Here is a 13,110-nt window from a genome sequence, read left to right as displayed (position 1 = left end):
CCTAAAAAAGGGAATCTTTATTTATATTTTTTATAAAAATTTTCTATCCAATTCATCCATTGTCATAGTAACAAAAGTAGGTCTGTTAGTTGGTGAAACATTAGGTTCTTTACAAGCAAAAAGCTTATTTACCAAATGCTCTTGTTCTTGTAAACTTAAGCTTTGCCCTGTTTTAATGGCTAAACTTTTAGACATAGATTTTGCTAATAAATCGGTAGCACTAAAATTGCTGTCAGGCACTTCATTTTCAACATCGCTAATCAATTGTTCTAAAATAATAGAAACCTCACTTTCTGGCACACTAACAGGAACTCCTGTAATTTCAATACTATCATTATTAATAGAAGCAAACATAAAACCTGTATGTTCTAAATCTTCTTTAACTTGATGTATGATAGTAATTTCTTGTGATGAAAAATGCAATTGTAACGGAAACAGTAATTGTTGGCTCATGGCTTCTTTTACTGTTAGGTTTTTCAAGAAATCTTCGTATAAAATACGTTGGTGTGCTCTATGTTGATCTATAAGCAGCATTCCTGATTTTACCTTACTAATAATATATTTATTATTTAATTGGTAGGTAGATTGCTGCTGTTCAATTTCGTTTTCATTAGTAAATATAGAAGCTGTTTCTTCATCACTTTCAAATTGTACTTCGCTATAATCTTGTTGGGTTTTGGTGCTTTTAGACTCTAAACCTACATACAGACTTTCCCAACTTCCTGCTGGTTCTTTTTTATAACTAGTACTTTGTGGTTTTGCTACAGGTATTTTTTCTTCTTCAAAAGGATTAAAACTTCTATCTACTTCAATAGTTGGTGTGCTTGCACCTTTATTTTTAAATCCATAAGGCGTATCAAGATTAGCGTCACGATCAAAATCTATAACAGGAGCTATATTAAATTGCCCTAAACTGTGTTTTACCGCAGAACGTAAAATGGCATACAAGGTATGCTCATCATCAAATTTAATTTCGGTTTTTGTTGGATGAATGTTAATATCAATAGTTTGCGGATCTACTTGTAAGTTTAAAAAGTAACTAGGATGTGCTCCATCTTTTAACAACCCTTCAAAAGCAGAAGCTATAGCATGATTTAAATAGGCACTTTTAATAAACCTATCGTTTACAAAAAAGAATTGCTCTCCTCTAGATTTTTTAGCGTATTCTGGCTTACCTACAAATCCTGAAATTTTTAATACTTCGGTATCTTCATCAACAGGAACTAGTTTTTCATTGGTTTTATTACCAAATATATTAACTATACGTTGTCTGTAATTACTTTCTGGTAACTGAAAAGATTCTGAACCATTGTGATACATAGCAAAAGAAATATTAGGATGCGCTAATGTTACACGATGAAACTCATCAATAATATGACGTAGTTCTACAGCATTTGATTTTAAAAAATTGCGTCTTGCAGGTATATTAAAAAATAAATTTTTAACTGCAATAGAGGTTCCTTTAGGGGTTACAACAACCTCTTGCGATACAATTTCACTACCTTCTATAACAATACTAGTACCAACTTCTTCTTGCTCTTGTTTGGTTTTTAACTCTACATGAGCAATAGCCGCAATACTTGCTAAAGCTTCACCACGAAAGCCTTTAGTATTTAATTTAAAAAGGTCATCTGCACTTTTAATTTTTGAAGTTGCATGACGTTCAAAGCTTAAACGAGCATCTGTTGTGCTCATTCCTTTTCCGTCATCAATAACCTGAATTAAGGTTTTACCAGCCTCTTTTACTAGTAGTTTAATGCTTGTTGCTTGTGCATCAATAGCATTTTCTAATAACTCTTTTACTACAGAAGCAGGGCGTTGCACTACCTCACCAGCTGCTATCTGGTTAGCAACATGATCTGGTAAAAGTTGAATAATGTCTGCCATAAATTATTTTGAAAAGAAAATAGATAAATCAAAATCTATAATAAACAAAAATACAAAGATGAGTATAGCAAGAATAATTAAAACGCGTTTATTTGCGGTTCTATCTTGATTATTTTTATAGTCATTTAATGCCGAAACTAGCTTGGTTTTTATTCCTCCTTGACTACCAACAGTTTGTCTGTGTTCATCAAATTTATGTTTAATTTCAAAAGGGTTTCCTTCTCCTTTATAAAAACGAGGTTCATAACCAAACTTTTTATTTTTTCTTGTTTTAAAAATGCCCATAATCTCTTGCTTTATTGATAACTACCTAAAATATATAACAGTACTAATACAGCTATCAAAAATAACACCATTATAGGTAAGCTTGAAAAAATACTTGCTTTTCGTTTAGAGGTACCTCTTATTTCATCCCATTTTGAAGACAAGTCTTCTTTTTTAGGTTGCTCCTGATCTTTTTGGTGTCTAGGAGTGTAATTAAACGATTTGTTTTTGCGCTGTTTAAATAAATTCACTGTAAATATTAAAAGTGTGTGTTACCCTCAAATTTACTTAATTTACGAGGAAATACAGGCTTTTAAGTGCTAAAAATTGTTAACATTTTGCTTGTAAAGCCTAAAGACTAAAACCTTTGTTATAAAGTCTTACCAATTAAGTTTGGGTAAAAAAAATATCCTCTTAGTACAAATTTGAACTAAAAGGATACTGTAGATTGTTTATTAGAAACAAAAAACGCTTACACCTACGTAAAAACGTAAGGTTGTACTACTTGAAAGTAACTAGATATTCCTGAAGAGTCTAGCTTACAAAAAATTAAAGCGTATTTAAGTGTGCCATTTTAATTGCAGCAACAGCTGCTTCGGTTCCTTTATTACCATGAATACCTCCAGAACGCTCAATACCTTGTTGCATATTCATATCTGTAAGCACACAAAAAATAACAGGAACATCATGTAAAACATTTAAATCCTTAATTCCTTGTGAAACTGCTTCGCAAACAAAGTCAAAATGTTTGGTTTCTCCTTGAATAACACTACCTATTGCAATTACAGCATCTACTTTGTATTGCTGCATTTTTTTGCTTCCAAAAATAAGTTCGTAACTACCAGGAACATTCCAACGTAGAATGTTGTCTTCTTCTACACCATTTTCAATAAGTGTATCAAAAGCGCCTTTAAATAAGCCTTCGGTAATATTATCGTTCCATTCAGAAACAACAATCCCAAACCGAAAGTTTTTCGCGTTTGGGATTGTGTCTTTATCGTAATGTGATAAATTTTTATTTACTGTTGCCATATTTCTTTCCGCGAAAGCGGTAATTTATTTATTAGCCAGTACTTCTGCTTTTCCTATAAATACATCAATATTTGTAGCTTCTGTTGCAGAAGGGTATTCTTCTTTAATTGTAGTAAAATATTTTAACGCTTCACCTGCTTTACCTAAATCTAAAGCTATAATTCCTGCTTTGTATAAGTACATTGGTGTAGTTAATTCATTTTTACGCATTTCTGCTGCTTGCACATAATAACCTAAAGCATCTTCTTTTTGGTTTAATTGTACAAAAGCATCACCTATAGCACCTTTAGCTATTGGTCCTGTAGCTTCATCTTCACCTGTATAATCACTTAAATACGAAACTGCATTTTTGTAATCTTTCATGTTTAAGTAAGCCATTCCTGTATAATAGTTTGCAAGGTTGGCAGCTTCAGTTCCGCTGTGTTCAGATATAATATCTAACATACCATACTTACCTTCTCCTCCATTTAATGCTAGATTAAATAAAGAATCTTTATCTGTTCCTGTTACCGCTTCGTTGTAGTACTTTTGCGCTTGAAACATATCGTTCATTGCTTCTGTTTGTGCTGGTTTAGCTACAAATTCTTTGTATCCTAAATATCCTAAAACACCAACAGCTACTACTCCAATAATTACAAAAATGTATTTTTGGTTCTTAACAACCCAGTCTTCTGTTTTGGAAGCTGTTTCGTCTAATGTATTAAAAACTTCTGCAGTTGTTGAGTTTTCATCTTCAACATGCTCTACTTCTTCTTTCGTTTTCGGTTTATATCCTCTTTTTTTGTACGTTGCCATATATTCTTGATTATTGCGTGGCAAAAATAAAATTTTTCTTCAGAAATAAGGATTATTTATTTGTTATTTTTCAATATTTTGCAAGACAATTTAAGAAAACAACTTCTAGAATTACGTTTATCTCACTTTTTTATGATTTTAAAATCACTTTCTTTACTCAATTACAAGAATTTTGACAGCATTTCTTTCACTTTTAATGAAAAGATTAATTGTATTGTTGGTAATAATGGTATAGGAAAAACCAATGTGCTTGATGCTATTTATCATCTATCTTTTGGTAAAAGCTACTTTAATCCTGTGGCTTCTCAAAATATAAAGCACAACGAAGAATTTTTTGTAATTAATGGCGATTATGAAAAGGAAAATAACACCGAAAAAATTGCTATTAGCTTAAAAAGAGGTCAAAAAAAGGTTATTAAACGAAATAATAAGGCTTACGAAAAATTTAGCGAGCATATTGGCTTTTTACCTTTGGTAATTATTTCGCCAGCAGATAGAGATTTAATTACCGAAGGAAGCGACACTAGACGTAAATTTATTGATAGTGTGATCTCGCAAAGCAATAAAACCTATTTAGACGATTTAATTAAATACAATAAAATTTTAGCGCAACGTAACTCGCTATTAAAGTATTTTGCGCTTAACAATACTTTTAATAAAGATACTCTTGAAATTTACAACAACCAATTAACCGAATACGGAACGCGAATTTTTAAATCTAGAGACGCTTTTTTACAAGAGTTTATTCCTATTTTTAAATCGCGTTATGAAGCCATTAGTAACAATAATGAAGCTGTAAATTTAGTTTATAAAAGTGATTTATTTCAAGCAGACCTCAACACCCTTTTAATGCAAGCCATTAATAAAGATAAGGCTTTACAATACACGAGCACAGGAATTCATAAAGACGATTTAATTTTTAATATTGAAGAGCATCCTATTAAAAAGTTTGGAAGCCAAGGACAGCAAAAATCTTTTTTAATAGCCTTAAAATTAGCACAGTTTGATTTTATAAAAAAACAAAGTGGTGTAAACCCTATTTTACTTTTAGATGATATTTTTGATAAGCTAGATGAACAACGTGTTGCACAGATTATTAAGTTGGTAGATGATGAAAACTTTGGGCAACTATTTATTAGTGATACACATGCAGAACGTACAGAAAATGCTGTAAAACAAGTACACCAATCTTTTGAAATTTTTAAGCTATGATTTTTACAAACAACACCTCTTATAACAAGAAACAAAACAAATCCTTAATGCGCTTTTTTCCTTTTAAAAAGCTAAACTTATCTGTTGCGCTATTAAGCCTTTTTGTCTTTAGCTGTTCTCCAAATCCTGAAACGTTTATAACACATATAAATGGGTATTGGGAAATTGATGAAGTAACCCTTCATGACGGAAACAAAAAAGACTATAACTACAATGACACTATTGATTATTTTGAAATAAAGGATAGCCTTACTGGTTTTAGAACAAAGTTAAAACCTAATTTTTCTGGTACTTTTGAAACCTCTAAAGACACCGAAACGATTAAATTAGCGATAGAAAATGACACGCTAAACATATACTACACAACCGCATTTAATACCTGGAAAGAAAGTATTTTGTTAGCAACTAAAGAGCAACTTAAAATAATAAACCAAAATAAGGACGTATATTTATACAAACGCTATCAACCTTTAGACTTAGAAGGATTAAAATAAAAAATAATTAAAAAGAGATTTTCGCTTTCGCGGAATACGAAACATGGCAAAACGTAATAATGAAAATTTAAGCATTTCTGATGCTTTAAAAGAATTTGTAGAAACCAACAAATTAGAACGTGGCTTAGACAAGGTTAATGTAGAAGATGCTTGGGCTAAATTAATGGGAAACGGAGTAAACAACTATACAACAGCAGTACAATTAGACAGAGAAACTTTATATATACAATTAAGTTCTAGCGTTTTAAGAGAAGAACTAAGCTATGGTAAAGAAAAAATCATTAAAATGCTTAATGAAAGCCTAGGAAAAGAGGTTATTAAAAAACTAATTTTAAGATAAAACTCAAATAAATACAACTTATTCAATTAATTGGCACTATATTTGTCCTAACATAAATAATTAATATTTAATATTTTAACAATGAGTAAAGGAACAGTTAAGTTCTTCAACGATACCAAAGGATTTGGTTTTATCACAGAAGAAGGTTCAAACAAAGAACATTTTGTACACATTTCGGGATTAATCGATGAAATTCGTGAAGGCGATGAAGTTGAGTTCGAATTAACAGAAGGTAAAAAAGGATTAAACGCAATAAACGTAAAAGTTATCTAATATATACGCTTATCTTTTTAGGACAAAAACGCAACCAATTTGGTTGCGTTTTTTTGTTATAACCCTTTTGCTTTAACCCTTTTGCTTTAACCCTTTTGCTTTAACCACTATTTAGCATAAAATATAAAGCAAAGTAAATACAGAAATAAACACCCATAATATTACAGCAAACAAAAAAGGTTTAGCTCCTGAGGCTTTTATATCTTTTACAGATATGCTAGAACCAACAAGAAATAGCGTAAGTACTAATAAACGTTTAGCTAAAAGCACAATAAGACTTGTAACCGAAACAGGAAACACAGCATAACTATTTATAATAATGGCTATTATAAACAAAATAATAAAATAAGGAATCTTTATTTTTTCACCTTTTGTTTTAAATAAAAACATTGAAAAAATAGACAAAGGTATAATCCATAAAGTTCTAGAAAGCTTAACTGTAGTTGCAATTCTTAAAGCCTCGTCTCCATAACCTAAAGCTGCTCCTACTACAGAACTTGTATCATGTATTGCAATAGCACACCACAAACCAAATTGTTGTTGTGTTAAATGTAACAAATGACCCACTGTAGGAAAAACAAACAAAGCAATAGCATTTAATAAAAACACAATACCTAAGGCAATACTTATAGTTTTACTTTTTGCTTTAATTACTGGTGATATTGCTGCTATAGCACTACCACCACAAATAGCTGTTCCCGAAGTAATAAGATGTCCTAACTTTAAATCTAATTTTAAAATTCTTGCTAAAAAATAGCCTAAAGTTAGCGTTAAAAAAATAGAAAGCATGGTTAGCACCAAACCATCTTTACTGGTTTCAATGGTTTCATTTATGTACATACCAAAACCCAAACCAACAACCGATATTTTTAAGAATAACTGAAACGCTTTCTGACTATAAGCTACATAAGGATTCTTAAAAAGTAATGTAAATACAAAACCCAACACCAATGCTGTTGGACTATTTATTACACCTAAAAGCGCAATAGCAATTATAAAGAAGTAAGTGATTTTTGAAAAAAGGGCTTTCATATCATGTATTATTATGAATACAAAAGTAATCTTAAGAAATAACCTTTAAGCAAACCAATTTGTTATCTGTAATAACTATAAGTTATAACTAGTGCGAATGAATTTTTCTAAATAATCTATAGTTTTAGATTGGTAACCCGTTCTTTTTATAAAGTAAAACCATCTTTCTATACTTAAATCTTTAATATCAATAATCTTTAATTTATTATTAATTAAATCATTCTGTATAGCATGAATAGACAATAAAGCATAATGGTCTGAGTGGTACAGATAGTTTTTAATAGCTTCTGTACTATTTAAAGAAACTACGCTATTTAATGCTTTAATATTATTTTTTAACAAAAACCTGTCTATAATCTCCTTGGTACCAGAGCCTTTTTCACGTTCTATTATTGGTATTTCTTGTAGTGTTTGTATATCTATACTTCCTTTTTTAAAAAGCTGGTTATGCACGTTGGTTACCAATACAATTTCATCTTTTATAAATTTATCAAAATGTAATTTAGGATTAGATACACTACCTTCTGTTATACCAAAATCAAGCTCTTCATTTAATATAAAATCTTCAATATGCTCAGAATTATCACTAATAATATTGAATTTTATTTTTGGATATTGCTCTCTAAATTTTGCAATAATTTTAGGTATAATATAATTAGATAATGTGGTACTAACACCCAAGTTAATTACTTCTGGAAAAACATCTTTTTTATGTAAAAACTGTTCATCCATTTCAGAAAAGACCGCTAGTATTCTGTTGGTATATAATAGAAAAGCCTTTCCTTCTTGAGTAAGTTCTATAGAGTTTCGTTTTCTTGTAAAGAAGGTTGTTTTATATTCTTCTTCTAATTTTTTTATAGATTTAGATATTGCTGGTTGCGAAATAAACAATTGCTCAGCAGCTTTAGTAAAACTTAAATGCTTAGCAACAACTTTAAATATCTGTAACTTGGTTTTCATTATCTATAGAATCTATAAAACATAAAAGCACAACTAGTTTCTGTTGTGCTTTTATATCTTATTTTATTTATACTTACTCTTTAATAAGTTTTATAACGGTTTTACTCTCAGCTGAAGTAATCGTCATAAAATAAATACCTGAAGCAAAACTAGTAATATCTAACTGTTTTTTTGCTTGCATTGTTTTTAAATCCATTTGCTTAATAAACCTTCCATTAATATCATGAATACGCGCTGTTTGTAAATCTATATTTTCAGTTTTTAAGATAGTAAACAAACCGTTTGAAGGATTAGGATATACTTTTATGCTGCTATTTAAAGTTTCAAAAGCAGTAACAGATAAAACTCTTGAGCAGTTATAAATTACAACATCATCTAAATACCAACCATCTAAACCATTACAGCCATCTGTACCAATTTCCCATTTAAACTTTACAGTACTATTGGCTCCTAGACCAATGACAGATAAATCAATAACACTTTTTCCCCAACTACCAGTAACAGCACCACCATCTGATCCTGTAAAAGCTTCTTCTCCTTGCATAGGATTATCATTACCATCTGCACTCGTGTTTAAGGTATTATTATAAGCATTATAGGTAAACGCAGAGCTAGGTACTATATTCCAGAAAAGACCATTGGTAACACTGTACTTTAAGTTACCTCCATCCCATTGAGACTCTGTTGCCACATAATGATCAAAAGCCATTTCAAAAACACCTTCTGTAAAATCTGGTAATGTAATTAACGGACTTTCTAAACTAATGATTCCGTTTTGTAAATCGGTAATACAATCTCCATTAACAGGATCTGTACCAAAAACTCCTTGTCCTTCTCTACCATCTGGCAGATTTGCTTCTATAGCCCAAGGTCTAGACTCCCAAGTACTAGCATTGCTTGGTGTTTCAGTAACAATCCAATTTCCTAAACCAGATTCCCAATCTTCTAAAAACACAGGATTATTACTAGCTGCTTCACATAAAACTGGCGTTTCATTTAAAATAGCTACAAAATTACATTGATCTGGAGAAATACGTAATTCTACTGCTAAAAGCGCTTTTACCAACTCATTGTAATCTGAGTTTGTAATAATCTCACCTGAAACTCCTGCAGGAGTACTAGTAGTAGTAATTCCTTCAAGGTTCATTCCTATTAAATCGGTACAAGAAGTTTCTAAAGCATCTGCTAAATCTGCAAAATCACTTGTAGCTGTAAGGTATGTACTTTGTGCTCTCCAAAAAATATGAGCCGCTTTGGTAAAGCCAATTCCGCTGATGGTTTGTCCATTATAAGTACCTCCATCTACCAATAAAGCATAGGCATGATTTGGTATTCCAGAATTTACGTGTACACCACCAGAATCTCCATCACTGCAATAAAACTCGTTATCTGTAAGTTTTCCAGGATGACCATTACAAGTAGGATCCCAAAGGTCACGAATTGGCGCACTAAAAAAAGTAGCGTCTTCTCCCATTCGCCATCTATCAGAACTTCCACAACTAGTTCTTAAAGAAAAATCTTCGCCTGCATCTTCATAACTATTGATTAAATCAACGGTTTCTCCCCAAATATCAGAATAAGACTCATTAATTGCTCCTGGTTGCCATGCATAAACCAAACCACTAGTATACTCTGTATACGCGTGTCCCCATTCATGAGCAATAACATCATCTGCAGCAGTACCATCTCTATAATTTGTAGTGCTTCCGTTCCAGCTAGCATTTGCAACATTAGGATCATTATTAACCGTTCGCATTTGTGCTCCTGCTCCATCATAAGAGTCAAAGCCAAAAGTATTATTAAACATATGGTATACTTGTGCAGAAGTTTCTACTTCGTTTATTTGCCAACTGGTTAATGTTCCTGGCAAGGCATCACCTTCTTCCCAAACAATATTACTAGTATCATTTTCATACACAATTCTATGAAGCGCATGTGCAATACCTGTAAACTGTTCTACAATTTCTTGTGTGTGTGCATCTACAAAAACAAATTCTCTAACATCTTTATCGTTACGTACCTCAACTTCATACACGAGGTGTTTAGATGTAAAATCTCCTTGCACTAATCCTTTTTGAAAAACATACAAGGTACTTTTATTAACTTTTAAAGGCTTTCCTGAAACATTAATGTTTTGGCTAGCTACAACTTGCGTAGCTATACTATTTGCTTTTGAGACCGAAATACTTGGTGTAGCTGGCAGTTTAATAAAAGGAATATAGTTTCCGTTAATTGCAGTTAATTTATTATCTCTATTAAAATGAAATTTTAATTTACCATCATACACTGCAACACCATTATACACTTGATTTAAGGTAAGATGTTTAAATCCATAGGTATCTATTTGTAATCCTTCTACCTCAAAAGAGGTACTTACAACATGCATATTAAATAGATCTTTATACTTTTCTAGAAAAGAAAATGCTTTATCCTCTAAAGTCAGTCCGTCTACAGCTAAGGCATTATTAGCAGGAAATTTTATAAAATCAGGGATTTTAGTATTGGTATTAAGAGAAACAGTAGCACTAGTTTCTTTAATAAAAGAAGTTACTTTTTGCTGAGATTCTTGCGCATAAGTAGTAAGGGCAAACAAGAACATAACAAAGAAGATTTTGGTAGAATTTTTCATTATATTTTTTCTATAAATATACTACAGTTATTTTAATTGTGTTGCACCTTAGCAATAGAAACAAAAAAAGCCTGCAAATAGCAGGCTTTTAATATTTGATATTTTAGATGTTCTAGAACATTTCTCTTCCAGAAAAATGAAAAGCACCTTCAATAGCTGCATTTTCATCACTATCACTTCCGTGAACAGCATTTTCACCTATAGAAGCTGCATACAATTTACGTATAGTACCTTCTGCTGCATCTGCAGGATTAGTAGCGCCAATTAAAGTTCTAAAGTCTTCTACGGCATTGTCTTTTTCTAAGATTGCAGCTACAATTGGTCCACGTGTCATATACTCTACTAACTCCCCAAAGAAAGGACGTTCGCTGTGTATTGCATAAAATGCTTGCGCATCTGCAGTGGTCATTTGTGTTAATTTCATAGCTACAATTCTAAATCCTGAAGCTGTAATTTTTTCTAAAATTGCACCAATATTCCCTTTTTCAACAGAATCTGGTTTAAGCATTGTAAATGTTCTATTTGTTGCCATTTTTTTATTTTAAATTTTTGGCAAAAGTAATGTATTTCTTCTTAAAAACCATATAATCCAATATTAAAAAATTGTATCTTCGCTTCCTATGAAAAAACAAGATATTACCAACATAAAAACACTTTTACAATCGCCTAAAAAAATTGTGATTGTTCCACATAAAAATCCTGATGGAGATGCTATTGGCTCTACTTTAGGTTTATATTTTTATCTTTTAAAATATAAGCACCAAGTACGCGTTATTGCTCCTAATGATTATCCCGAATTTTTAAAATGGATGCCAAGCGAAGACACGGTTTTAAAATATGACATGCAAACCGAAGAAAGCGAAAGTTTAATTAATGCGGCTGAAATTATTTTTACTTTAGATTTTAATGCTTTAAATAGAACTGGAAACATGGAAACCATTCTAGAAAAAAGTGAAGCTGTAAAAATAATGATAGACCATCACCAGCAACCAGACGATTATGCATTATATACGTATAGCGATGTAAGCATGAGTTCTACCTGCGAAATGGTATATAATTTTATTGCTATGTTAAATGATGTAGATAAAATAGACGCTAATATAGCTACATGTTTATATACAGGAATCATGACAGACACAGGCTCTTTTAGGTTTTCTTCAACTACCTCTACAACGCATAAAGTAATTGCAGACTTAATAGATAAAGGTGCAGAAAACGATAAAATACATAATGCTGTACATGACACCAATAGCTACAACCGACTACAACTATTAGGCTGTGCCTTGAGTAATTTAAAAGTTTTACCAGAATACAGAACAGCATATATAACACTTACTCAAGAAGAATTAAATCGTTTTGATTTTAAAAAAGGAGATACCGAAGGCTTTGTTAACTATGCACTTTCTTTAGAAAATATCATCTTTGCCGCTATTTTTATTGAAGACCATAAACAAAATATCATTAAAATATCGCTTCGTTCTAAAGGTGATTTTTCTGTAAATGAATTTTCAAGAGCACATTTTTCTGGAGGAGGACATACAAATGCAGCTGGAGGAAAAAGTGATTTCGATTTAAATAAAACCGTTGAAAATTTTATTAGTATATTACCAAGCTATAAAAAAGCTTTAAACAATGAATAAGTTTTTAATTATACCTTGTACCTTATTATTACTAGCTTCTTGTAAATCACCAGAGGCAAGAAAACCTGTTTCTGCTACATCAGGATCTTTTATTAAAAAGTCTGTAGAACGAAACAAAGAACTTTATGCTAGAGAACAAACTAGTATTGAAGCTATAATGAACAAAAACCCAGAAAGAAACTACATCACTTCTCAAAGTGGTTTTTGGTATTATTACAACACAAAAATAGAAGACAGTTTAACAAAGCCTAATTTTGGTGACATTGTAAACTTTAATTACAATGTAAAATCGTTAAACGGAAACCTTATCTATTCTAAAAAAGAATTAAAAACCCAAAACTACGCTATGGATAAGCAAGAACTATTCACAGGATTACGTGAAGGTTTAAAACTTATGAAATCTGGTGAAACGGTTACCTTTCTTTTTCCTTCTCCTAAAGCCTATGGTTATTATGGAGACAACAATAAAATAGGTACAAACGTACCGCTAATATGCGAAGTTACCGTAAATTCAATAACTCAAAACCAATCTAATTAAAATGAATTTTTTAA

At 31.2% G+C, this 13,110-nt stretch carries 15 protein-coding genes; 6 read left to right on the top strand and 9 right to left on the bottom strand.

The window, feature by feature from the left end; all coding sequences use genetic code 11:
• Window positions 1-30: 30 nt before the first annotated feature.
• From mutL to ACFSSB_RS02510, 5 genes are all read right to left on the bottom strand, one after another.
• Window positions 31-1,887 carry a DNA mismatch repair endonuclease MutL gene (gene mutL, locus ACFSSB_RS02530; RefSeq protein WP_379900621.1) on the bottom strand — a complete coding sequence of 619 codons (1,857 nt, stop codon included), beginning with the start codon at window positions 1,885-1,887 and terminating at the stop codon, window positions 31-33.
• 3 nt (window positions 1,888-1,890) lie between these two features.
• On the bottom strand, window positions 1,891-2,172 hold the full coding sequence (locus ACFSSB_RS02525; RefSeq protein WP_379900619.1) for a riboflavin synthase subunit beta: 282 nt from the start codon (window positions 2,170-2,172) through the stop codon (window positions 1,891-1,893).
• 11 nt (window positions 2,173-2,183) lie between these two features.
• Window positions 2,184-2,402: a hypothetical protein gene (locus ACFSSB_RS02520; protein ID WP_379900617.1), complete on the bottom strand. Its 219-nt coding sequence runs from the start codon at window positions 2,400-2,402 to the stop codon at window positions 2,184-2,186.
• A gap of 298 nt (window positions 2,403-2,700) precedes the next feature.
• Entirely contained in the window at window positions 2,701-3,183 is a 483-nt protein-coding gene (ribH, locus tag ACFSSB_RS02515) for a 6,7-dimethyl-8-ribityllumazine synthase (protein WP_379900614.1), read from the bottom strand.
• Between the two features lie 24 nt (window positions 3,184-3,207).
• On the bottom strand, window positions 3,208-3,978 hold the full coding sequence (locus ACFSSB_RS02510; protein WP_379900611.1) for a tetratricopeptide repeat protein: 771 nt from the start codon (window positions 3,976-3,978) through the stop codon (window positions 3,208-3,210).
• A gap of 132 nt (window positions 3,979-4,110) precedes the next feature.
• Between ACFSSB_RS02510 and recF the strand changes: the two genes are divergently transcribed.
• From recF to ACFSSB_RS02490, 4 genes are all read left to right on the top strand, one after another.
• The gene (recF, locus tag ACFSSB_RS02505) at window positions 4,111-5,190 is read left to right on the top strand and encodes a DNA replication/repair protein RecF (RefSeq protein ID WP_379900609.1); all 1,080 of its coding nucleotides are present in this window, start codon (window positions 4,111-4,113) and stop codon (window positions 5,188-5,190) included.
• On the top strand, window positions 5,187-5,684 hold the full coding sequence (locus ACFSSB_RS02500) for a hypothetical protein (RefSeq protein ID WP_379900607.1): 498 nt from the start codon (window positions 5,187-5,189) through the stop codon (window positions 5,682-5,684). Before recF ends, ACFSSB_RS02500 begins: the two co-directional genes overlap by 4 nt.
• A 43-nt stretch (window positions 5,685-5,727) precedes the next feature.
• Window positions 5,728-6,024 (top strand): DUF721 domain-containing protein, encoded by a 297-nt coding sequence (locus ACFSSB_RS02495; protein ID WP_379900605.1) that lies wholly within the window; start codon window positions 5,728-5,730, stop codon window positions 6,022-6,024.
• Between the two features lie 81 nt (window positions 6,025-6,105).
• The gene (locus ACFSSB_RS02490) at window positions 6,106-6,297 is read left to right on the top strand and encodes a cold-shock protein (protein WP_183488476.1); all 192 of its coding nucleotides are present in this window, start codon (window positions 6,106-6,108) and stop codon (window positions 6,295-6,297) included.
• A gap of 111 nt (window positions 6,298-6,408) precedes the next feature.
• On the opposite strand, the gene ACFSSB_RS02485 is transcribed toward ACFSSB_RS02490, so the two are convergent.
• The 4 genes from ACFSSB_RS02485 to ACFSSB_RS02470 form a co-directional block, all read right to left on the bottom strand.
• Window positions 6,409-7,329, bottom strand: coding sequence for a YeiH family protein (locus ACFSSB_RS02485; RefSeq protein ID WP_379900603.1), 921 nt, complete (start codon window positions 7,327-7,329; stop codon window positions 6,409-6,411).
• A gap of 75 nt (window positions 7,330-7,404) precedes the next feature.
• Window positions 7,405-8,289, bottom strand: a complete 885-nt coding sequence (locus ACFSSB_RS02480; RefSeq protein WP_379900601.1) for a LysR substrate-binding domain-containing protein — start codon at window positions 8,287-8,289, stop codon at window positions 7,405-7,407.
• 73 nt (window positions 8,290-8,362) lie between these two features.
• Window positions 8,363-10,918 carry a M4 family metallopeptidase gene (locus ACFSSB_RS02475; protein WP_379900599.1) on the bottom strand — a complete coding sequence of 852 codons (2,556 nt, stop codon included), beginning with the start codon at window positions 10,916-10,918 and terminating at the stop codon, window positions 8,363-8,365.
• A 112-nt stretch (window positions 10,919-11,030) separates the two neighbouring features.
• Window positions 11,031-11,450: a nucleoside-diphosphate kinase gene (locus ACFSSB_RS02470; protein ID WP_215968300.1), complete on the bottom strand. Its 420-nt coding sequence runs from the start codon at window positions 11,448-11,450 to the stop codon at window positions 11,031-11,033.
• An 88-nt stretch (window positions 11,451-11,538) separates the two neighbouring features.
• Here ACFSSB_RS02470 and ACFSSB_RS02465 point away from each other — a divergent pair, with 88 nt between their 5' ends.
• Both ACFSSB_RS02465 and gldI read left to right on the top strand, forming a co-directional pair.
• Entirely contained in the window at window positions 11,539-12,558 is a 1,020-nt protein-coding gene (locus ACFSSB_RS02465) for a DHH family phosphoesterase (RefSeq protein ID WP_379900596.1), read from the top strand.
• Window positions 12,551-13,096 (top strand): gliding motility-associated peptidyl-prolyl isomerase GldI, encoded by a 546-nt coding sequence (gene gldI / locus ACFSSB_RS02460; protein WP_379900594.1) that lies wholly within the window; start codon window positions 12,551-12,553, stop codon window positions 13,094-13,096. The genes ACFSSB_RS02465 and gldI overlap by 8 nt, the downstream gene beginning before the upstream one ends.
• Window positions 13,097-13,110 lie beyond the last annotated feature (14 nt).

Origin of the sequence: Lacinutrix gracilariae (assembly GCF_042684485.1) — a bacterium.
Taxonomy (GTDB): domain Bacteria; phylum Bacteroidota; class Bacteroidia; order Flavobacteriales; family Flavobacteriaceae; genus Oceanihabitans; species Oceanihabitans gracilariae.
Note: the sequence above shows the minus strand (reverse complement) of the source record. Positions and strands in the feature narration are given on the sequence as shown.

What these genes read in the sequence shown, in the direction of transcription:
- ACFSSB_RS02485 (WP_379900603.1), bottom strand. Translation starts at nt 7,329, where the DNA reads ATGAAAGCCCTTTTTTCAAAAATCACTTACTTCTTTATAATTGCTATT.
- gldI (WP_379900594.1), top strand. Translation starts at nt 12,551, where the DNA reads ATGAATAAGTTTTTAATTATACCTTGTACCTTATTATTACTAGCTTCT.
- ACFSSB_RS02495 (WP_379900605.1), top strand. Translation starts at nt 5,728, where the DNA reads ATGGCAAAACGTAATAATGAAAATTTAAGCATTTCTGATGCTTTAAAA.
- ACFSSB_RS02525 (WP_379900619.1), bottom strand. Translation starts at nt 2,172, where the DNA reads ATGGGCATTTTTAAAACAAGAAAAAATAAAAAGTTTGGTTATGAACCT.
- recF (WP_379900609.1), top strand. Translation starts at nt 4,111, where the DNA reads ATGATTTTAAAATCACTTTCTTTACTCAATTACAAGAATTTTGACAGC.
- ACFSSB_RS02465 (WP_379900596.1), top strand. Translation starts at nt 11,539, where the DNA reads ATGAAAAAACAAGATATTACCAACATAAAAACACTTTTACAATCGCCT.
- mutL (WP_379900621.1), bottom strand. Translation starts at nt 1,887, where the DNA reads ATGGCAGACATTATTCAACTTTTACCAGATCATGTTGCTAACCAGATA.
- ACFSSB_RS02470 (WP_215968300.1), bottom strand. Translation starts at nt 11,450, where the DNA reads ATGGCAACAAATAGAACATTTACAATGCTTAAACCAGATTCTGTTGAA.
- ACFSSB_RS02475 (WP_379900599.1), bottom strand. Translation starts at nt 10,918, where the DNA reads ATGAAAAATTCTACCAAAATCTTCTTTGTTATGTTCTTGTTTGCCCTT.
- ACFSSB_RS02480 (WP_379900601.1), bottom strand. Translation starts at nt 8,289, where the DNA reads ATGAAAACCAAGTTACAGATATTTAAAGTTGTTGCTAAGCATTTAAGT.
- ACFSSB_RS02510 (WP_379900611.1), bottom strand. Translation starts at nt 3,978, where the DNA reads ATGGCAACGTACAAAAAAAGAGGATATAAACCGAAAACGAAAGAAGAA.
- ACFSSB_RS02500 (WP_379900607.1), top strand. Translation starts at nt 5,187, where the DNA reads ATGATTTTTACAAACAACACCTCTTATAACAAGAAACAAAACAAATCC.
- ribH (WP_379900614.1), bottom strand. Translation starts at nt 3,183, where the DNA reads ATGGCAACAGTAAATAAAAATTTATCACATTACGATAAAGACACAATC.
- ACFSSB_RS02490 (WP_183488476.1), top strand. Translation starts at nt 6,106, where the DNA reads ATGAGTAAAGGAACAGTTAAGTTCTTCAACGATACCAAAGGATTTGGT.